The organism is Corynebacterium sp. HMSC08F01, assembly GCF_001807545.1.
GTDB classification, from domain to species: domain Bacteria; phylum Actinomycetota; class Actinomycetes; order Mycobacteriales; family Mycobacteriaceae; genus Corynebacterium; species Corynebacterium coyleae.
Genome location: NZ_KV789263.1, coordinates 24,580 through 43,851, shown reverse-complemented (window position 1 = coordinate 43,851; position 19,272 = coordinate 24,580). Strand labels below are relative to the sequence as shown.

At 59.8% G+C, this 19,272-nt stretch carries 19 protein-coding genes and 1 pseudogene; 9 read left to right on the top strand and 11 right to left on the bottom strand.

Annotated elements, in window-relative coordinates:
• Nucleotides 1-222, top strand: a pseudogene (locus HMPREF3171_RS00230) (hypothetical protein); the annotation flags it as partial.
• Here the strand turns inward: HMPREF3171_RS00230 and HMPREF3171_RS00225 are convergent.
• Nucleotides 223-1,452, bottom strand: coding sequence for an MFS transporter (locus HMPREF3171_RS00225; RefSeq protein WP_052205465.1), 1,230 nt, complete (start codon nt 1,450-1,452; stop codon nt 223-225).
• Nucleotides 1,453-1,543: 91 nt separating this feature from the next.
• Between HMPREF3171_RS00225 and HMPREF3171_RS12150 the strand changes: the two genes are divergently transcribed.
• Complete coding sequence (locus tag HMPREF3171_RS12150) at nt 1,544-2,221, top strand: TetR/AcrR family transcriptional regulator (protein WP_070452898.1); 678 nt, start codon at nt 1,544-1,546, stop codon at nt 2,219-2,221.
• A 399-nt stretch (nt 2,222-2,620) separates the two neighbouring features.
• Here HMPREF3171_RS12150 and HMPREF3171_RS00215 read toward each other — a convergent pair whose 3' ends face one another.
• From HMPREF3171_RS00215 to HMPREF3171_RS12205, 5 genes are all read right to left on the bottom strand, one after another.
• On the bottom strand, nt 2,621-3,388 hold the full coding sequence (locus tag HMPREF3171_RS00215; RefSeq protein WP_070452901.1) for an ATP-binding protein: 768 nt from the start codon (nt 3,386-3,388) through the stop codon (nt 2,621-2,623).
• Complete coding sequence (gene istA / locus HMPREF3171_RS00210; protein WP_070452904.1) at nt 3,385-5,028, bottom strand: IS21 family transposase; 1,644 nt, start codon at nt 5,026-5,028, stop codon at nt 3,385-3,387. The genes HMPREF3171_RS00215 and istA overlap by 4 nt, the downstream gene beginning before the upstream one ends.
• Nucleotides 5,029-5,157: 129 nt before the next feature.
• Nucleotides 5,158-5,655 (bottom strand): GIY-YIG nuclease family protein, encoded by a 498-nt coding sequence (locus HMPREF3171_RS00205; RefSeq protein ID WP_246815280.1) that lies wholly within the window; start codon nt 5,653-5,655, stop codon nt 5,158-5,160.
• Between the two features lies 1 nt (nt 5,656).
• A complete protein-coding gene (locus HMPREF3171_RS12210; protein WP_246815279.1) occupies nt 5,657-6,424 on the bottom strand; it encodes a hypothetical protein in 768 nt (255 codons plus the stop codon).
• Nucleotides 6,425-6,540: 116 nt separating this feature from the next.
• Complete coding sequence (locus tag HMPREF3171_RS12205) at nt 6,541-7,473, bottom strand: DUF262 domain-containing protein (protein WP_246815278.1); 933 nt, start codon at nt 7,471-7,473, stop codon at nt 6,541-6,543.
• A gap of 753 nt (nt 7,474-8,226) precedes the next feature.
• On the opposite strand from HMPREF3171_RS12205, the gene HMPREF3171_RS11450 reads away from it, so the two are divergent.
• Nucleotides 8,227-9,093, top strand: a complete 867-nt coding sequence (locus tag HMPREF3171_RS11450; RefSeq protein ID WP_246815281.1) for an Abi family protein — start codon at nt 8,227-8,229, stop codon at nt 9,091-9,093.
• A 346-nt stretch (nt 9,094-9,439) separates the two neighbouring features.
• On the opposite strand, the gene arsB is transcribed toward HMPREF3171_RS11450, so the two are convergent.
• Nucleotides 9,440-10,519, bottom strand: coding sequence for an ACR3 family arsenite efflux transporter (arsB, locus tag HMPREF3171_RS00195; protein ID WP_070421733.1), 1,080 nt, complete (start codon nt 10,517-10,519; stop codon nt 9,440-9,442).
• A gap of 82 nt (nt 10,520-10,601) precedes the next feature.
• Between arsB and HMPREF3171_RS00190 the strand changes: the two genes are divergently transcribed.
• Complete coding sequence (locus HMPREF3171_RS00190) at nt 10,602-10,949, top strand: ArsR/SmtB family transcription factor (protein WP_070421732.1); 348 nt, start codon at nt 10,602-10,604, stop codon at nt 10,947-10,949.
• Between the two features lie 28 nt (nt 10,950-10,977).
• Here the strand turns inward: HMPREF3171_RS00190 and HMPREF3171_RS00185 are convergent, their stop codons facing one another.
• Genes HMPREF3171_RS00185 through HMPREF3171_RS00170 form a run of 4 tightly spaced genes read right to left on the bottom strand, consistent with a single transcriptional unit; the run spans nt 10,978 to nt 14,440 of the window.
• Nucleotides 10,978-11,469: a carboxymuconolactone decarboxylase family protein gene (locus HMPREF3171_RS00185; RefSeq protein WP_246815277.1), complete on the bottom strand. Its 492-nt coding sequence runs from the start codon at nt 11,467-11,469 to the stop codon at nt 10,978-10,980.
• 32 nt (nt 11,470-11,501) lie between these two features.
• Nucleotides 11,502-12,194 (bottom strand): potassium channel family protein, encoded by a 693-nt coding sequence (locus HMPREF3171_RS00180; RefSeq protein WP_070421731.1) that lies wholly within the window; start codon nt 12,192-12,194, stop codon nt 11,502-11,504.
• Nucleotides 12,187-13,563: a TrkH family potassium uptake protein gene (locus tag HMPREF3171_RS00175; RefSeq protein WP_070421730.1), complete on the bottom strand. Its 1,377-nt coding sequence runs from the start codon at nt 13,561-13,563 to the stop codon at nt 12,187-12,189. The genes HMPREF3171_RS00180 and HMPREF3171_RS00175 overlap by 8 nt, the downstream gene beginning before the upstream one ends.
• A gap of 37 nt (nt 13,564-13,600) precedes the next feature.
• The gene (locus tag HMPREF3171_RS00170) at nt 13,601-14,440 is read right to left on the bottom strand and encodes a glycosyltransferase (protein ID WP_070482095.1); all 840 of its coding nucleotides are present in this window, start codon (nt 14,438-14,440) and stop codon (nt 13,601-13,603) included.
• A 48-nt stretch (nt 14,441-14,488) separates the two neighbouring features.
• On the opposite strand from HMPREF3171_RS00170, the gene HMPREF3171_RS00165 reads away from it, so the two are divergent.
• The 5 genes from HMPREF3171_RS00165 to HMPREF3171_RS00145 all read left to right on the top strand — a co-directional run bounded on the left by HMPREF3171_RS00165 (nt 14,489) and on the right by HMPREF3171_RS00145 (nt 19,267).
• Nucleotides 14,489-15,475 (top strand): 1,4-dihydroxy-2-naphthoate polyprenyltransferase, encoded by a 987-nt coding sequence (locus HMPREF3171_RS00165; RefSeq protein ID WP_141743296.1) that lies wholly within the window; start codon nt 14,489-14,491, stop codon nt 15,473-15,475.
• Nucleotides 15,476-15,484: 9 nt separating this feature from the next.
• Nucleotides 15,485-16,387: an AEC family transporter gene (locus HMPREF3171_RS00160; protein ID WP_070482091.1), complete on the top strand. Its 903-nt coding sequence runs from the start codon at nt 15,485-15,487 to the stop codon at nt 16,385-16,387.
• Between the two features lie 73 nt (nt 16,388-16,460).
• Nucleotides 16,461-17,450, top strand: a complete 990-nt coding sequence (locus tag HMPREF3171_RS00155) for a substrate-binding domain-containing protein (protein WP_070449627.1) — start codon at nt 16,461-16,463, stop codon at nt 17,448-17,450.
• Nucleotides 17,447-18,508, top strand: a complete 1,062-nt coding sequence (locus HMPREF3171_RS00150; protein WP_070482089.1) for an ABC transporter permease — start codon at nt 17,447-17,449, stop codon at nt 18,506-18,508. The genes HMPREF3171_RS00155 and HMPREF3171_RS00150 overlap by 4 nt, the downstream gene beginning before the upstream one ends.
• Nucleotides 18,509-19,267 carry an ATP-binding cassette domain-containing protein gene (locus HMPREF3171_RS00145; RefSeq protein WP_070421724.1) on the top strand — a complete coding sequence of 253 codons (759 nt, stop codon included), beginning with the start codon at nt 18,509-18,511 and terminating at the stop codon, nt 19,265-19,267. It abuts the gene before it with no gap.
• Nucleotides 19,268-19,272 lie beyond the last annotated feature (5 nt).

Sequence of the window (19,272 nt, the reverse complement as noted above, 5' to 3'; positions counted from 1 at the left end):
CTCACCCGGGCGTTACTGGATACTCACCACGGTGTTACTAAATCCGTAGTCCTAACAGCTATCGCGTCCCCATTCGTGGCCATGTCTCAGTCGTTTAGCAAGCAGGCGAATACGCTCTGGTACGAGATTTTCGATGTCGTCAAAGACAACTCGCTGGTGGACTACTCGGGGCCGACTCCTGCGGATAACGTGATGGAACGGCTACTTCAGGCACGCTCATAGTTATTGGCGTAGTGCGGGTACGGTGTGGGCGTAGATGACGACCACTGCAATCAAGGCGATACAGACGGCGAAGGGTGCCAGCGGGTTCCACCCGTAAAGGGCGGTCGAAGCCAGCGGGGCAATCGCGTACGCCAACCCATTATTAGCGTTGATGATGCCAGCCACTGCGCCTTGCTCATCTGCACTCATCTTCAAGGTTGGGCCAGTGTTGTACCCGGGCATCGCCAGTCCCATACCTACCCCCAGCACGATACACCCGACAACCAGTAAAGCGTGCGAGGAGGTAGGCCAAATGAGCACAGTTGCAACTAGTGTAATGGCCAGACCAGTACGTAAAAGCTTCGCTGCTCCCCACCCTGTCTTTGGAGCAATCACCGCTTGGGCAATGATCATGGTCACGCCCATGATGGTCAGGTAAATCGCGGAAATACCTGCGGTCGCAGTTGCCGACAGGGCGAAGCGGTCTTGGACAGTGAATCCAAAAATCGTAGCAACAGAAGAAAACACAAGAAACATCACCAGACCAGTTGCTAGCCAGGGAGCTACACGCGGATCAGTGAAGCGAATCCGTTGAGGCTTTGCAAAAAGTTGCCCTCGGCTTTGAGGTGCGAAACTCACCAAGAGAACAACCAGACCAATCACCATCACAACGGGCATGACCACCAAGGGCAAGAGCAGGCCACCAGCAGCGGCTAACACACCTCCAGTAACACCTCCAACAATGGAGGCCATCCCTTGAGCCGCTCCAATCATGCCCAGTGCTTTTACCCGCCCGTTCTCGCTGGCAGCATGCGTGACCAGGTGGGCTTGCGCGGTCGGGGCGATCGCTGAAATCCCTCCACCATAGAGCAAACCACGAGTGATCACAACACCAAAAACTAGTCCGACACCGCCAACTACCTGGTTCATCCCCAGGTAGGAGACAATACCGAAGGCGCTCAAAGCGATGATCGCGATCACAAGCCCAGCAGCGAGTACACGTTTAGCGCCGACACGTTGGGAAGCTCGCCCCCAATAAGCACTCAAGCTCGCTAGTACAATCGCTGCCAAAGAGATAGTGGCGCCAATATGCCATTCCCGCAATCCCATCTGTCGTGACAGTGGCGCGATGATCGGATTGAGAATCATTTGCCCCATAAAGGCGAGAAAAACGATTCCCACTACCAGGTTCGCTTGCGCTCCTGGATCAATAGAGCTCTGTGTCGGCTTATTACTACGAGGGTCGGGCATCACTACACTCCATTACTAGAACACTGTTTCACTTAGGGATATTGTAGAATGGTGTTCTAGTAAGGGTCAAGGAATAAGTTAGGGTCACCTTATGAACACTGTGCTAACGGGGCGAAGGGCTGGGCTATCACGCGAGCTGATTGTCAAACAAGCTGTACAGTTAAGCGCGATCAGTGGCGTTGAGGGATGGTCAGTACGGGACATTGCCCGTGAACTGGGCGTGGTTCCCTCAGTGATTTATCATTATTTTCCAAACAAGGAAGCCATTTGTGATGCTGTTGTAGACCGGGTATGTGTCGGGATTGAAGTTCCCGACTCGGACCTTGAATGGAAAGCCTGGTTTCGAGCTATGGCTCACAATCTACGCCCCGCATTGTTAGCATATCCGGGGATTACCGACAGGTTCGCGCGGGGCAAGTTCACCGAACAGTTTTTGCCGATGATCGATGGAGCCTGGGCCAAACTACAAGAAGCTGGGTTTGGTGACAATTCGCCTGTGGCCTACACAATTATCGCGAACTCGATCATCCACACGATCGGAGCGAGAAACCTGCGCGCATCCAATCAAATCCAGCCTCGCCACAACCTGCACGAAATGCTTGTCAGGCTTGAGCCTATGATGGCTCAATCTGTTGGACTGACCAGTATTGTCAACTCTTACCTGGAGCCTCTCTCACACCCTGATGAAGAAGAAGCGATGTCCGAGGAATACTACGACCTCGTCATCGATGTGATCCTAGACGGCATCGAACACACCCTGCTGCCTTAACTCTGACCCACTTCTCAATCATCGTCTTAGTGAGCGCCCGCACAGCTGTGTACTTCAACACAGCGGATGTAGCCCAGTTGATAAGCCGGGTCAGTTCACGTTCACCCCCGCGTTCTCATGGTCACGGAGACGGTTAAGTAGTTCTTCCTGATACGGATTATTCATGGTGTGCCCTTCATCCAGGTATGGGTAAAGGGGGCCAAGGCACACACCCTGACCCCTTCGCTGTCTGCTACGGGCTAGCGTCTACTCGGTAGCACCCGCCGTGGTCGGCTCCACCACATCCTGTTCAGCCGTCGCCAGCGCTGTTTAGAAGATTGAAATGGTAGCGGTGTGGTGAGTTTGTGGTAGCGCCTGAGTGGGGATCCGGTAGCGGTTCCTGCTCAGGCGTTTTGTGTGTTACTGGTTAGCTCCCAGTCTCATGTTTGGTCCTTCGAGGGTGATGATTTCGGCGCCGGCGATGAGTCGGTTGAGGATGGACTCGGCGATGACGGCATCCGGGATGGATCTGTACCAGTCTTGCGGGGTGAACTGTGAGGTCACGATGGTTGATCGGTTGCCTTCTCGTTCGGAGAGAATGTTGAAAAGCAGGTGCGCGGTGGCGGCATCGACTGGGGTGGTGAGGAAGTCGTCGAGGACTAACACGTCGACGCTGATCAACTCGCGGGTGAGTTTGAGCCGGGCTGGGTCGTCGAGTGGCATCACTGCGAAGTGCGCGGCAAGCATGTCGGTGCGGTAGAACCTGGCGGAGTAGTCGTTGCGGCATGCTGCGGTGATCAGTGCTTGGGCGAGGTAGCTCTTGCCGACTGAGGATTTGCCCAAGATGACAATGTTTTGGCCCAGGTGGCACCATTGCCCGTGAGCGAGTCGGCTGACTTGTTCTGGGTTGATGTTGCGGTCAGGCGCGTAGACAACGTCTTCGAGGCAGGCATCGGGGTTTGGCGATCGTGATGCCTTGAGCAGTTTGTTGATGCGGCGTTCGCGTCTGGCCGCGACTTCTTTGTCGAGTGCGTAGAGCACCTTTTGTGAGAAGGTCCACGTGTCGAAGGTTGGGTCGTTGGCGATGTCGATGACGCTTTTGCCGAAAGCTGTCATGCGCATTGCTGTGAAGTCCGCGAGGACGGATTCGTCGAGGAAACGCTCTTGCGGCGGGGTCGGTGGGGTCATGGTGTTGTGGTTCCTTTCTTGATGAGGTTGTCCAGGCTGAACTGTGCTGCACCACCGAGGTAGGCGCCGCTGGTGTCGCGTGTGGCAGCGGCGGGCGTGCGATCCGGATGTCCAGGTGTGGCCGGTGTCTGGTGGTCGAAGCCGTGTGGTCGGGTTGCGGCTTCTTTGCGTACGGCGGCCATCATGTTTTTGACCGCGGTGTAGGACACTGCCCGGCGGGTCTCGTCGGAGGAGACCAAGCGTTTACATGCTTCTTCCAGCACGAGCTTGTTGGCGTGTTTGCCCATTGACAGCACGTTTCTGCACGATTGGTAGGCCTGGGCCGGGATTGCTTTCGCCGCGATCATTTCCTCGATGACGGTGCGTGTCGCCGGGCCGATCTTTTGGGCTTCGCGCAGGAAGTAATCGCTCGTCCACAGTCCCTGGGTGTGATCCATGTTCGCCGGAATGTGGTCGGCATCGGTGACATACGCCCCGCGGGTGTGGGCAAGCGTGTGGGTTGTAACGGCACGGCCACCATCGAAGACCGTGAGCACTTGCCCGGTGATGCGCACATCGACAGTGCGGCCAACGAGCTGGTGCGGCACGGAGTACCGCACGCTGGCTACGGTGATGTGGAAATCCGGGGCGATCTTGGCGCGTTTCCACTCGGTGCGCTGCCACGGGGTATCGGGAAGTGCTGTCAAAAGGTGCTTTTCGTGCGCATCGAAGATGTCTTTGCGGCTTGACTGCTGGTGACGAAACGGCACCGCTTGGTTGATCTGGTCAACCAGCTGCTGAATTCGCGTGTTGAGTTCGTCTAGGTCGACGCACTGGTGGCCATCGAGTGCGTGGATAACTTTGTGGGTGACGATCTTGACTGCGGCTTCGACATTGGCTTTGTCTTTCGGCCGCTTCGCTCGTGCAGGCAGTGCTGCGGTGTTGTAATGCTCCAGAAACTGCTCGTAGGTGTCGTTGACCTTGCGGTTTCGATCCGCCGCGCTGATCGCGTTCGACGCAGTCGAGGCATTATCCGGCACCACAACCTCAGGCACGCCCCCGAAGTAGGCGAACGCGTGGTGGTGGGCATCAAGCCAGGAATGCTGGCGCTCATCCGGACATGCGAGGGCAAAAATCATCCCTGAATACGGCATTGAGGCGACAAACACGCTGACCTTCACCCCCGGTGCGCCGTCAGGGTCGAACAGGCGCATCTTGGTGCCTGCCCAATCCACCTGCATGGTGTGCCCCGGTGTGTGAGTGATGCGTGCGGTCAAACCGGCCGCATCGACATGAGACGCCACCAACTGGCGAAACCGGTCGTAGCTGTAATGGAGCTGGCCGGGTAAAGCAGGTGTGGTGGTGTAGCGCGCCCACAGCACTTGCAGTGTCTGCTTGTTACGCCCCGTGCGGGCTTTGACCACCGCATCGAAATCGATAGGGACGAATTCGCCCTGGCCTGTACTGCGCCCATCCACGAATAACTCGTCGAGCTCATCATCCGTCAGCGCCAAAACCTGGTCGACCGTGCGAATCCCGAGGGATCGAAGCACCTGGTTCGACCGGGAAATCGCGCGGTGGGAGCATCCCAGCTGTTGTTCAATCTGGCGGTACGAACGCTGCTGCACAAGCAGCTTCATCACCGCCCGGTAATCCGTCATCAGCGGACTCCTTCCGGCAACCGGCTACACCCCTGTGGTGCAACCACCCGAAAGCATCACCCGCCACCGCCAACCCCGCTACCGGAAACCCACTCAACCGCTACCCGAAAGTCACCACACCGCTACCAACTAGCCGGTCGCAACAATATACCAGCCGACTAACGCCCGGACCTCAAGAAACTTCGGGTGGCGCAACAGCTCTACAAGTTTGGCATCAACCTCATCTGCGTAAGACTGCGTCGCGCCCTTTGCTCGCTCGCGCTCCCACGGAAGCGCGATGGTTGTTCCCTCTCGGGTAACAATTTCAGCGGTGTCGTTACCCCGTGGCCGATTCGTCAGCATGATGTTCCTCACCGAATACTCGGCTTCGGTTTCCGTAATGAGGAACTGCTCGGCTTCGTTGAGCTGGTCTACCGGAAGAGGGAAGAAATCTACGGCAACAATGTCTAGCCAACGCCTACGATGACCCGCGAACCGAGTCACCACATTCCTCGACTGCCCCGGATACGCCTCGCCATTTTCAAAGTGCAGACGGTACACACCGCACTTCCACTCGCCCTTCTTGAACGCGGGAGCCAGAGATGAAAGATCTCGAACGTCGATCGTTCGTCCCTCGGGAAGTTGCACGCTACATCTCTTCCTGGTCGAAGTGCGAGGAGTCTTCTTCGCTTTGACCAGCAGAGATGTCACGCTGGACTGGTTTGCCGATCGCGCTCTCAACCAACTGGCACAGTGCTTCGCGGCGAGTTGCAAAGAACGTGTCGAAATCGTCCGAACGCAACGCTTGTGGGTCAACGAGGTGTGGTCGAAGCAGTTCGTCGAGTTCTGCTTCCGAGATCTTCGCGGTCCGCTCGATCTTGTCGACGTAGCTCGACGGCGCAACGCCACCAATAACGCGGTTGGTACGGGCACTGAGCATCGTCTTGTTCACGATGGACTCGCGGTGTTCGTCGTCAATATTGTTCTTGTTGCACCAAGCCTGCGGGAAGATGTGGTGAATATCGACGCTCATGTCCTTGTATTGGACGGCACCGAACATCTTGTCTTCCATCCAATCCTTGGAATTATTGGCCATCAGCAGCGCCATCACACCCTTGTACGCTGCAGAGTTACGGGTGCGCATCGAGTGAAGACGAGATTCAACAAAGTTCGCATCGGTGACGGTACGCGGTGCAGGGCTGGTTTCGTCCTTGCACCAAGCAGGGACCATTTCCAGGTCACGCGCGAAACGGGTTTCGATGGCACTGCCGTACAACTCACCAAACACGCCAGACCAGTACCAGCGGACAAGCTGGGCACGCACCGAATGAAGGTCAGCATCCTGTCCCAGCACCACCTTGATCGCAGCGAGCGGAACCAGTTGCTTCTGGTATGGGATGTCTCGTGCGGTGAACACGTGTAAGTCTGCGAGGAATTGCGCGGTCCACAAGAAGGCATCACGCAACAGATCGCGCCATTCAAGGTAGTCCTCGAGGGTGAGACGAAGAACGTCTTCACGCTTCGCGGTTACCGCTATCTTTCGCTTTTCTGGCGGTGCGGACTGCTGCTTTTCAAGCTCGAGAGCATGGTGACCGCCTGGAGAAAGTCGGTGTTCTCCACCTTCCTAAGGACCGGATAGTCCTCCCAGAGCTTCTTGGTCTCCAGCCAGTCGTCGTTAAGTCTGAAGTCCTCACCGGTCTCGGCGTAATAGGAACCATCACCTGCGAATACAGCAGTCAAAAGCTCGAACACATTAAGTGGAAGCCCACCGATGTTCACCTTCTCAAAGACGGTGGCCACGGCCGCCTTATCGGTTTCTTTGTCAAGCTCAATTGCAGGGATCTGGTATTGAGAAGCCCGCTGCACATAGGTATCGAGGAACTCGAGCGCGACATCGTTGTCCGGGTGCTTCATCAGCCACCGAGTGCCCTCGCTTGAGTAGAGCAAGTTCAACGGGAAGTAGCCGTTCTCGTACTGCTTTTCTGTGGTGCTCAGGTCCAGCACTACGTCGCGGTCGAAGTTCTTCTTCATGATCCCGTCCGCCGGGACCGCAATCACTGCATCTTCAACCCTGTCGGGGTCAGCGAGAGCATCTGCAATATTGATGAAGAACCTTCTATCGAGGAGCTTCCCTCGGGCATCCTTCGTGTGCACGACGCCGTCGCCAGTAAGTGCCTGGGTCAGGGAGGTGAGGCGCTGCTGCCCATCCAGAAGCAGGTACCCGGGTTCTCTTTCCTTCACGTCAGTCCCCTCAACCGGGCGAGGCTTGAAACGAACCTGGTCGTTACCGGTTTCCAGCAACATAACAACGCCCATGGGGTGCCCACGGAGCACGGTGACCAGAATCTGACGAACGCGCTCTTCATCCCACTTGTACTGCCGCTGAAAGTCCGGCAGCTGAATAACGCCAGTTGTGGTGCGCTCGAGATATTTCTCCAACGTGTACATGGGAGTCTGGAAACCCATGATGTTCCTTTCAGTTCACTGCTGCGTCAAACACCTCCGAGCATAGAGGTCACAAAGACACTGTCATGGAACTTTTCGAACAAATATGCCGTCAGACCCGCAGTCATGTGGCGGGATGTGCCTCGCCACCGCTGCTGTGCCGCTGATTCAGTCCATTTTCAGCGAGGGATCGCAGCACGTCGTTTGTTGTTGCGCCTTCTTGTTCCGCAATTTCTCGAGCGACGGTGAGCACGCGATTCGGCATGCTGACTGCATTAACCGCTCCCGATGCGGGAGCGCCGGAATCTACCTAAAACGTTCTTCCATAACGGGCGAATCACTCATTCGCCCCTCACCAGTGGAGATAACGAGACGAAGCCCTGCTAAACCCAGTAAAGCCGTGCTACTTTGCGAACTATTACGCCAAACGGCAAGACAAGAATGGGGGTGCCATGAAAGAGGTTTCACCGCCGATTCGAAGGACCACTACACGGGACGTGACCTGTGGACGATCTCTTCGTGCAGCCTGGCCAGTAGTCCGCTTGGTTATCCGCGAACGAGGAAGCGGTCTCGGACCGCGGTGAGTTGGTCTCCGCGTGCATCGCTACCCTCCCCTGTCTCATTCCGTTGCCTAAGTCACGCAACTTTGGTTATATTGAAATCAATCGAGACCCCCTCCGAGCTTCCCGTAAGATCAGCGTCATATGAGAGGGGGGCTTTGTTATCTTGACTTCGCTAAATCGACGGAAATCTTTTCTCCCAGTCGATCAACAAGTGGACCTGTTGTCTGCTCGGGGCCTTAAAATTCCGGCCAGAAGAGAGGCTGAAAGATTTCTAGAGCGACAGAATTATTACCGTTTTTCCGGGTACGCCCGTTACTTTCAGAATGATCCCTCGAATGGCGATCAGCGTTTCAGGCCAGACGCCCAATGGGACGACATTGTTGGGATCTACAACATGGATGTCGAAGTCCGATCCCTACTGTTACGTGGCATTCAAGCAGCAGAGATCGCGACCCGAACAGCATTCGCTCTCAGCGAAGGAGATCTTCATACGCCGTATGAGGATTACTTGAAAACCAATGCTTACAGAGTCCCCAAAAATCCGTCGGTTCAGCCAACCAACGAACTAATCATTAGCGAGCTGAGACGATCGAAGGAGCCGTACCTTGCCAAGTACCGACGAGATGCATCCGGTGGAAGTCGGGAGTGGATATATGACGTGCCAGTATGGGCAGCGGTTGAAGCACTTTCGCTAGGCACCTTGTCGAAGGCGATATGCTTTCGCAACGACGGCAATGCCGTGTACAGCAGAGCGTGCTCGATTTTAGGAACAAAGAAACAGTTTCTCGCCAGCCAAATGCGGTCATTTACTTTCGTCCGAAACAAATGCGCGCACTCGGCGCGACTGTGGAACTGCTTCGTACTCGACCAACCGGCAGTTGCGGATGGAGTGCGTCGACGGGCAGAACGCATCGTAGGCGGGGAGTACGACAGCAATTCAGTGCTATCAGTCATTGTCGCCTTGGACAATTTCCTTTTCCGGGCTGGTGTTTGGAAGGGGTTCCTCAGTGACTACCTCGCGGTCACGGCTGCTTCACCCTCATACCGGAACGGCATCGCACGTCCTAAACATTCTTGAGCTTGTGGCTTCGCCCCGAGAACTCACAAAGCACAACCGTGTAAGCCGTGCCAGAATGCGGCGGTGTGAGGATCGAGAAGCAACGCTCCCGAAAACCGTTCAGCAATCCGAAGTACGCAACCTCCCCCCCTCCACCACCCACTACCGCGGCACGTCGCCGGCACGCATGCAGGCGACGAGGTTCCGCAATAAGCAGCGAATCCCGATGACCTCGGCGTGCTAAGCCGCTACAGGAGTTCGTCGATAAGCGAGCGCTCTAGCGTGCCGTGCGACATGCCGCCGCCATCTGGGATTTGCCGCCGTTGCCGACGCACACGAACAGGACTGAGGGCTTCACAACGTCTCCTTAGGACAATTTGGGCAAGGTGGGATCGCCTGGGAACAGTTTCGGGCCGATCCCGCGCATGAGGTAGACGAGGCCGACGAGGATGGGGATCTCGATAAGCGGTCCAATCGTGCCCGCCAACGCCTGGGCGGACGTGGCGCCGAACGTGCCGATCGCAACGGCGATGGCCAACTCGAAGTTGTTGCCCGCCGCGGTAAAGGACACGGACGCGGACTGGGCGTAGCCCATCCCGGATGCCTTGGACACCACGAGTGCGATAGCGAACATGCCGACGAAGTAGCACAACAGCGGGATCGCTACCCGTGCCACCGTCCACGGCTGGGAGAGGATCTGGTCGCCTTGCAACGAGAAGAGCAGGACGATTGTGTACAGCAGACCAATCAGCGCGAGTGGGGAGATCCGGGGCAGGAAGGTGTTTTCGTACCAGTCGCGGCCCTTGGTGCGCTCACCGATGATGCGAGACAGCAGCCCGGCGAGCAGCGGGATGCCCAAAAAGACCAGCACGGAGGACACGATTGCCCAGAAGGAGAACTCCACCGAGGTGGTCTCCAAACCCAGCCAGCTGGGCAGGATTTGCAGGTAGAACCAGCCGAGTACCCCGAACATGAGAACCTGGAACACCGAGTTGATGGCCACGAGCACTGCGGTGGCTTCACGGTCGGCGCATGACAGGTCCGACCACACCAGCACCATGGCGATGCAGCGAGCGAGACCAACGATGATGAGGCCGGTGCGCAGCTCCGGCTCATCCGGCAGGAAGATCCAGGCGAGTGCGAACATGAACGCGGGGCCGACGATCCAGTTCAAGATGATTGAGACGGTCATTAACCGTTTGTCGGTGGCAATCTCGCGGGTCTTGTCGTAGCGCACCTTGGCCAAGGGCGGGTACATCATCACCAACAGGCCGAGCGCGATCGGAAGCGAGATGCTTCCGACTTCGAGACTCTCAAGTGCGCCCGAAAGTCCCGGCACTGCCCGTCCAAGAGCGAGGCCCGCCGCCATGGCGAGCATGATCCACACTGGTAGGAAGCGGTCAAGAAACGACATACGCTCTACTGGCTGAGAGGTTGTGTCTTCCATCTGGAATCCTTATCTATTGACAGCATTCAAAACGAACACTAAGCCTCATATTTATCACCGTCAATATGACGAGGTAGGAAGCATGAAGGATTACGTCGCCACTACAGAAAACACTGACCTCGACTGCTGCTCACTGGGCTCCGGCTTGCTCTCCGAAGACGACGCGACGCGCTACTCAGCCCTATTCAAAGTTTTAGCGGACCCCGGACGGCTACAACTTCTCTCCAGAATCGCCGAAGAGGGCTGCGAGCCGATGAGCGTGGGCGAACTCACGCAACGCTCCGGGCTAAGCCAACCGACAGTTTCCCACCACCTCAAAATGCTTACCGAGGCCGGCCTCCTAGAAAAGAGCCGCCAGGGCAGGACGGTCATACACCGGCTGCGCCCGGAGCTGTTCCAGGAACTTCGCACCGTGCTGCAGATGGACTGAGACTAACGGCGCAGGGCTTCAATGTTTGTCATTCATTACCGAGGTCAAACGCGTCGACTCGTGAAAGGCTTCGTGGATCCATCCGGGTGGTGATGGCGATGCGGTTCCACGCGTTGATTGCGACAATCGCCATCAATACGTTTCGTGCTTCCTTTTCGCCGAGCTGCTCCTCGACGCGTTCCCAGAGTTCATCCGGAACGGAGCTCTCGCCGTTGATTCTCGTCACTGCATCGGTCAGTTCGAGAACGGCTCGTTCTTTTTCGGTGAACTGCTCGCGATTGTCGGTCCAGTTCTCCGCCTGCGAGACGCGCTCCTTGGACCAGCCATCTTTCCTTGCGTCCCGTCGGTGCATTGCCAGGCAGTAAACACATTGGTTCAACGCAGATGCACGAAGTTGGACGAGGTGTGACGCGTCCTTTTCAACCCGTGCGCGCACATAGGTTTCCAGGCCTAGCATCGGAGCGTAAGCAACTTTGGGGATCGGCTTGCGGGGTGTGTGCGACATGCCACGACGGTACATGACACCCCTACACCGCAGCAGAAACAGACCACCTACAGCTGTGAGAACCGCTCCAGGTCGTCGGGCGCACCGGCAAGCACGACCAGGTCGGAAGCGGTCAGTTCCATGCCTGGTGCGAATGGGTGCCACTGGCCTGAGCCGTTGCGCACTGACACCACTTGCACGCGGTGTTTGTCCCAGAGACGCGAGGCGTCGCAGGGGCCGTCGAGTAGCGGGCGTGGCGGGACCATCTTGATCACGCCGTAATTCTCGGCAAGTTCGGCGAAGTCCTGGAAGCGTCCGCCGAGCAGGTGGGCGACGCGGCGGCCGGTGTCGTGCTCTGGGCGGACGACGTGGGCGACGCCGAGGCGTTGCAGGATGCGGGCGTGGGATTCGGAGTCGGCTTTGGCCCAGATGTCAGGTACGCCGAGATCGACAAGGTTCGAGGCGGTGAGGATAGATGCCTCGAGCGCGGAGCCGATGCCGATGACGGCACGTTCCACTTCTTGGACACCGAGTTGGCGCAGGGCTTCGAGGTCGGTGGTGTCGGCCACGATGGCGTCGGTAAGCAATGGCGCATGATCGCGCACGAGTCGCTCATCAACGTCGATGCCGAGGACCTCTACGCCGTGGCGGGTCAGTTCGTGGGCAAGCGCGCCACCGAAGCGGCCGAGGCCGATGACCACAACCGGTGGGATGTCGATGCGTTGTTTGCTCCGCAACAGGGAGCCGGGGAAGCTAGCCAATGAAAGGCCTTTCTACTGGGTAGTCGTACCTGCGCACGACGTTACGGGCGGCAAGCGCCGCCACGAGAGTGAACGGGCCAATGCGCCCGAGGTACATCAAAAGACACAGCACGAGTTGGGAGGGCACGCTTAGCGACGAGGTAATGCCCGTGGATAGGCCTGTCGTGGCAAAGGCTGACATGACCTCGAAGCTGATTTGGTCCGCGGTGAACTGGGGGTCGAACACCCGGAGCGCGGCCACGCCGAGGGTGACCGCAGTAACGCCTGCGGCGGCGACCGTCATGGCCTGGCGGACCACCGACTTTGGGACGGTGCGTTTGCCCACGGTGGTCTGGTCACGCCCGCCAAACTCAGCTGCCATGGCGGCAATCAGCACGATCGCGGTGGTGATCTTGATGCCACCCGCGGTACCTGCGGAGCCGCCGCCGATAAACATGTAGATGTCGGTGACCATGAGCGTGATCGGGTGGGCGTCGGCGTAGTCGATGGAATTGAACCCGGCGGTACGCGGGGTGACGCCGCTGAAGAATGCGTTGAGGAGCTTCGTGCCCGTGGACATGTCTGCAAGGAATCCTCGCCACTCCAGCACGGCGATGAGCGCCATGGCGGAGAGCACCAGAAACGTTGTGCCAGCAAGGGTAATGCGGGTGGTTACTGAAAGTCTCCGGGCGCTGACTGGTGTGCCGCGCAGCAGGCCGCGGAAGCGCTCCCGGCTGCGGCCAACCAACTCGGAAAGCACCGGGTAGCCGAGCCCGCCGATCATCAGCGCGCCTGCCAGCGGCAGGAGGATCCAGCCGTCCGAGTTGTACGAGATCAGGCTGTCCGAGCGCAGCCCAAACCCGGCGTTGTTAAACGCGGAAATTGCGTGGAAGATCCCCTCGCCCGCCGCGCTGAGGACCGGCATGTCGTATTCGACCATGAAGCGGAAGAACAGGATCACTGCAACAAACAGTTCGAAGGCGAAGGTGAGCAATAGCGTAGCGACGAGCGTGGCACGCACCCCGCCTTCCAAAATCGGACGCCCTTCAGCAGCCGTAGAGTAGCGCGACCGCAACTTCACTCGGCCAGTCAGCAGCATGCCGGTCAGCGAGGCAATACTCATGATGCCCAGGCCGCCGACCTGGATCAGCGTGATAACGATGACGCGGCCCGCGATACTCCAGTGGCTGCCGGTATCCACCGTGACCAGGCCCGTCAGCGATGTGGCGGACGTGGCGGTAAACAAGGCATCCATGAACGGCGTTGCTGTGCCGTCGGCTGAGGCGAACGGCATGCACAACAACGCAGTGCCGAACGCGATCAGTACGAGAAAACCCAGCGCAGTCAGCTGCGCCGGACGGAACCACCGTGGGGTGGATGGTGTGCTCACGCGTAAAAGCGTAGTCCTCCACCGCCGTGTACACCCACTACACAGCAGCGAGGAGCAGGTTCACGTCCTTCTCGGTGTAGGTTGCGGCGATTTGGGTGTCGTTGCCGCCGGCGAGGTTGTCGCGGGACAGGCGCACGCGTTGGGAGCCGGGCACGAGCGGGAACGAGGCGGGGCGGTCCGCCACCTGGCGGACGGGGAATCCGGCGCGAAGCGCACAGTGGTTGAGCCAGACGTCGTCGGCGCGCGGGGAGACGTCGAGAAACGCTGTGCCGCGGGAGGCGACGAACTCCACCATGTTCGGTGGGTACAGCACGCCGTCCACACCGGTGGCGAAGTTCAAGTGCGATGGCTCGGTGGTGCGGACGGGGCGCCACTTTTTGTAGGGGGCAATGGTGTCGCAATCAAGCGTGATGCGGTGGGCGCGGAATGCGGTGACGTTGGCGGGGTCGGCGGCTGCAAGGAGGGTTTCGGCGAAGTTGCGGGGGTAGAGGACGTCGTCGTCAACCGTGATCACGCTGTGGCCGGGTAGTTCCTGGAAGGTACCGAAATACTTCGTGTGGGGTCCGAGGCCGCCGGGGGACTTATGGACGTGCAGGCCGCGGTCCACAAGCCCGCGCAAGGTAGCGGGCCAGGGTGCATCAAAGTCCGCCGGGTCGAGCCACAAATGCACCGGCAGGCGTTTCGTGCCCACAAGAAGCGAGGCGATCGCAGACGCTGCCGACTTCACCCTCGAACCGTGTGTGGTCAGGGAGATAACGGTATCCCCGCTGGTAGGGAAGGCAATATCGGCGTGTTGCGCGGCGTGGTTCAGGATTGGCAGCCGCACAAACGCGCTCGTCGCCACGAGCCCCTGGCGCACGGCATAGTCAATCCACATGGCGAACTACCCTAGCCCACCGCAGCGCAAGGGTGCATGATGGAGTGCATGACTGATTCCGCCACATTGCACCACTGGTGGGAGGCCGCACGCCCCCACACCTGGCCAAACGCCTTCGCCCCCGTCATCGCCGGCACCGGCGCCGCCGCCCTCTACGGGCTCGCGGACCTGGAGTACGCAATCTTGGCGTTCATCGTGGCGTGGGCGCTGATCATCGGCGTGAACTTTGCCAACGACTACTCCGACGGCATCCGCGGCACCGACGAGGACCGCACCGGCCCGACGCGCCTCACCGCAGCCGGGCTTGCGGAGCCGGAGCATGTGAAGCTCGCCGCGTTTGCGTCGTTCGCGGTGGCTGCCGTGTTTGGCATCATCCTCTCCATCGCCTCGGGCGCGTGGTGGCTCATCCTGGTTGGCGCGCTGTGCATCGCCGCGGCCTGGTTCTACACCGGCGGCAAAAGCCCCTACGGCTACTCCGGCTTAGGTGAAGTGTCCGTGTTTATCTTCTTCGGACTGGTCGCCGTGATTGGTACGGCGTTTACGCAGACCGGGTTCGTGTCATGGGAGGCCCTCCTGTGCGCCATCGCGGTGGGTGCGATCTCCGCGTCGGTGAACCTGGCCAACAACATCCGCGACATCCCCACCGATGCCGAGGCCGGGAAGCGCACGCTTGCAGTGCGGCTTGGCGACGACAACTCGCGCCGCCTCTTCACCTTCCTCACCCTCGTCCCGTTCGGGGTGTCGATCGTGCTGGCCATCTCTGCAAAGCCTGCGCTTGCGGCGTTTATTGCCCTGCCATTTGCGGTAGCGGCAATTATGAAGGTGCGCAGCGGCGCTGAAGGCAAGGACCTCATCCCGGTGCTGGGCATGAACGGCAAGGCGATGCTGATCTGGTCGGTGGTGACAGCCCTGGCCATGGCGTCGGTGGGCTCAGCGATTTTCGGCGGCGCGGGCGAGCCCGTGCCGTACACCTCCGACATGCCGAACGAGAGCGATTTCGGGTGGAGTGAGTACGTCCCGAAGGAGACGTTCTAAGGTAACGGCATGCTTGACGTCCTTACCGGTTTTGCCATCATCTTCACTGTCATCGCAGCGGGGTGGTGGCTTGCACACAAAGGCGTCATTGGACCGGGCGAGCAACGTCTACAGCTCAACCGCATCGCGTTCTACGTGGCCACCCCGGCGCTGATCTTCTCCTCAGTGGCGGTCTCGGACACGGACGCGTTTTTCTCCCCGGTCATTTTGGTCATCGCGATTGCCACGGTGGCCACGATGATCATTTACTGGATCATCAGCGCCGTGTGGTTCAAGCAGGACACGGCGGAGACGATGGCGGGTGCGGCGTCGTCGAGTTACTACAACTCGGTCAACATCGGCCTGCCCATTGCCACGTATGTGCTGGGCGATCCGACGTACGTCATCCCGGCGCTGGTGCTGCAGATGGCGGTGCTCTCCCCCATCGTTATCGCAGGTCTGGACCGCGGCGCGTCGGGCGTGCTCAAGTCGGTCCTTGCTGGTCTGACCGCCCCGGTTGTTGTTGCGGCCTTCGCGGGCTTTGCCGTGTCCGCTTCCTCGTGGACCGTGCCCGAACCGGTGCTGGCCCCCTTGGAAATCCTCGGCGGCGCCTCCATCCCGCTGATCCTCATGAGTTTCGGCGCGTCGCTCACGGGCGAGAAGGTCCTCCAGAGCCACCGCTTACCGACGATCACCGCTACCGCCCTCAAACTCATCGGCATGCCGGCGGTGGCGTGGATCGTCGCTACGCAAATGGGCTTGACCGGCAGCGACATGTACGCCGCCCTGATCCTGTGTGCGCTGCCGACCGCCCAGAACGTGTACAACTACGCGGCCACGTACCGCTCCGGCGAAGTGATCTGCCGCGACACCGTCTTCCTCACCACTTTCCTGGCGCTACCTGCAATGTTGCTTATTGCGGGAGTCTTCTGAGTCGGCCCGCGGCGCTGCCTGTGACGCTGCCCATGACCTTGACAAATAGGGTGCTTTGGATCACAATCTTGTAATGCTTAAGGCACGGAAAACACTCGTTGCCGCAGCACTGATGGCTGCGACGATGCTCGCCGGGTGCTCGTCGACAGGCGGCGCCCCGCGAGCAGAAAACACCGAAGGCACCGCCGGTGGCGTAGACACGCCGCGCTACGTCGTCGCCATGGTCACCCACGGCGCACCGGGCGACACCTACTGGGACCTCGTGCGCAAGGGCGCCGAGGACGCAGCCAAAAAAGACAACATCGAGCTGCGCTACTCCTCCGACCCGCAGGCTCCCAACCAGGCCAACCTGGTGCGCTCTGCCGTGGACGCCGGTGTGGACGGCATCGCCGTGACCATGCCGAACGCCGAGGCCATCGGCCCAGCAGCCCGCAACGCCGTTGATCACGGCATCCCCGTGGTGGGCCTCAACGCCGGCATGAGCAAGTACCAGGACTACGGCATGACCGGCTTCTTCGGCCAAGACGAAACCGTGGCGGGCAACGCCGCCGGCGAGCGCCTCAAGGAGGAAGGCAAGAAGAAGGTCCTGTGCATCATCCACGAGCAGGGCAACTCTTCGCAGGAAGCGCGTTGCGACGGCGTCCGGAACGGCCTCGGCGGCGACGTCGAGCTGCTCTACGTTAACGGCCAAGACCTCACCGCCGTGCAGTCCACGATCACCTCAAAGCTGTCGCAAGACAAGAGCTTCGACACCGTGTTTGCCCTCCAAGCACCGGTGGCCATGCGCGCAACCGAGTCGGTGAAGCAGTCCGGCTCCGAGGCGCAGGTTGCCACCTTTGACACCAACGCCGAGCTTGTCGACGCCATCGCCGACGGCCGCGTCGCCTTCGCCGTCGACCAGCAGCCGTACCTGCAGGGTTACCTTGCCGTGGATTCACTGTGGGTCGCGAAACGCAACGGCGGCACACTCGGTGGAGGACGCCCGGTGTATACGGGGCCGTCGTTCGTCGATAAGTCGAACGTGGACAAGGTCGCTGAGGCTGCGAAGGCAGGTATGCGATGAGCACAGCCGTCACAGCCAACGAGTCGCGCGAGGAATCGACCTCCAGCGACGACCGACTACGCACCCACACCGGCCTTTCCAAACTGATCCGACGGCCAGAGTTCGCATCCCTGCTCGGCTTCATCGCCATCTTCGCGTTCTTCCTGTCAGTCGCGCCCGCATTCCGTTCCTTTGAAGCGTTTGCGACCACGTTGTACGCGTCGTCGACACTGGGCATCGTGGCACTCGCCGTCGGACTGCTCATGATCGGCGGGGAATTCGACCTGTCCTCAGGCGTCGCCGTCACCACCGCCGCGCTCGCCGCTACGATGCTGAACTACAACCTGCACCTCAACTCGTGGGTCGGCGCCTTCATGGCTTTGGGCATCTCCCTGGCCATCGGCGCACTCAACGGCTACCTGGTCACACGCACCGGCATCGAGAGCTTCCTGATCACCCTGGCGGCCTTCCTCATGCTGCAGGGCCTCAACCTCGCCTTAACTAAGTTCATCACCGGCCAGGTGGCCACGCCGACCATCGCCGACATGGAGGGCTTCCCGTCCGCCCGCAAGGTCTTCGCCGGCACCTTCAACATCGGCGATGTCACCCTCAACGTGACCGTCCTGTGGTGGATCCTGTTCGTCGCCATCGCATCGTTCGTGCTATTTCGCACCAAGTTCGGCAACTGGATTACCGCAGTCGGCGGCGACCAGGACGCAGCCCGCGCCGTCGGCGTGCCGGTTCGCCGCGTGAAGATCCTGCTGTTCATGGGCGTCGGCTTCGCCGCCTGGTTCGTCGGCATGCACACTCTGTTCGCCTTCGACTCCATCCAGGCCGGCCAAGGCGTGGGCAACGAATTCCTCTACATCATTGCCGCCGTCATCGGTGGCTGCGCCATGACCGGCGGCCGCGGCACCGCAGTGGGCACCGCCATCGGCGCGCTGATCTTCGGCCTGACCAACCAGGGCATCGTCTACGCCGGCTGGAACCCCGACTGGTTCAAGTTCTTCCTCGGCGCAACGCTGCTCTTCGCCGTGTTCACCAACACGTCCTTCGCCAAATACACCAAGGGGCGCTAAGTGGCTGTCATTGAACTGAAAAACATCACCAAGTCCTACGGCAGCTTCGACGCCCTGCGCGGTGTGAACCTGACCGTCCGCGAAGGCGAAGTCACCTGTGTCCTCGGCGACAACGGCGCAGGCAAGTCGACACTGATCAAGATCCTCGCCGGGCTCCATCAGCCCACATCGGGCGAATTGCTTATCGACGACACCCCCACCACCTTCACCTCCCCCCGCGACTCCATCGACACCGGCATCGCCACCGTGCACCAAACGCTCGCGATCGTCGACGAGTTAAGCGTGTGGCGCAACTTCTTCCTCGGCCAGGAACTCACCGGCCGCTTCGGTGCACTTCGCGACACCGAAATGAAACAGATCTGCGCCGAACAACTCCGCGAAATGGGCATCGACATCCCCGACGTCGACGTCGATGCCGGCAACCTCTCCGGCGGCCAACGCCAGGTCGTCGCCATCGCACGTGCCGTCTACTTCGGCGCCCGCGTGCTTATTCTCGACGAGCCCACCGCCGCCCTCGGCGTCAAACAATCCGGCGTGGTCCTGCGCTTCGTGGCGGCCGCCCGCGACCGCGGCATCGCCGTCGTCTTAGTCACCCACAACCCCCACCACGCCTACCTGGTCGGCGACCACTTCACCATCCTGAAACTCGGCCGCCAGGAGCTCGATGAGCCCCGCGAGAACGTCACGCTCGACGAGCTCACCCACCAAATGGCCGGCGGCGGCGAACTCGAGGCGCTCAGCCACGAACTCGGCCGCTAGCGACG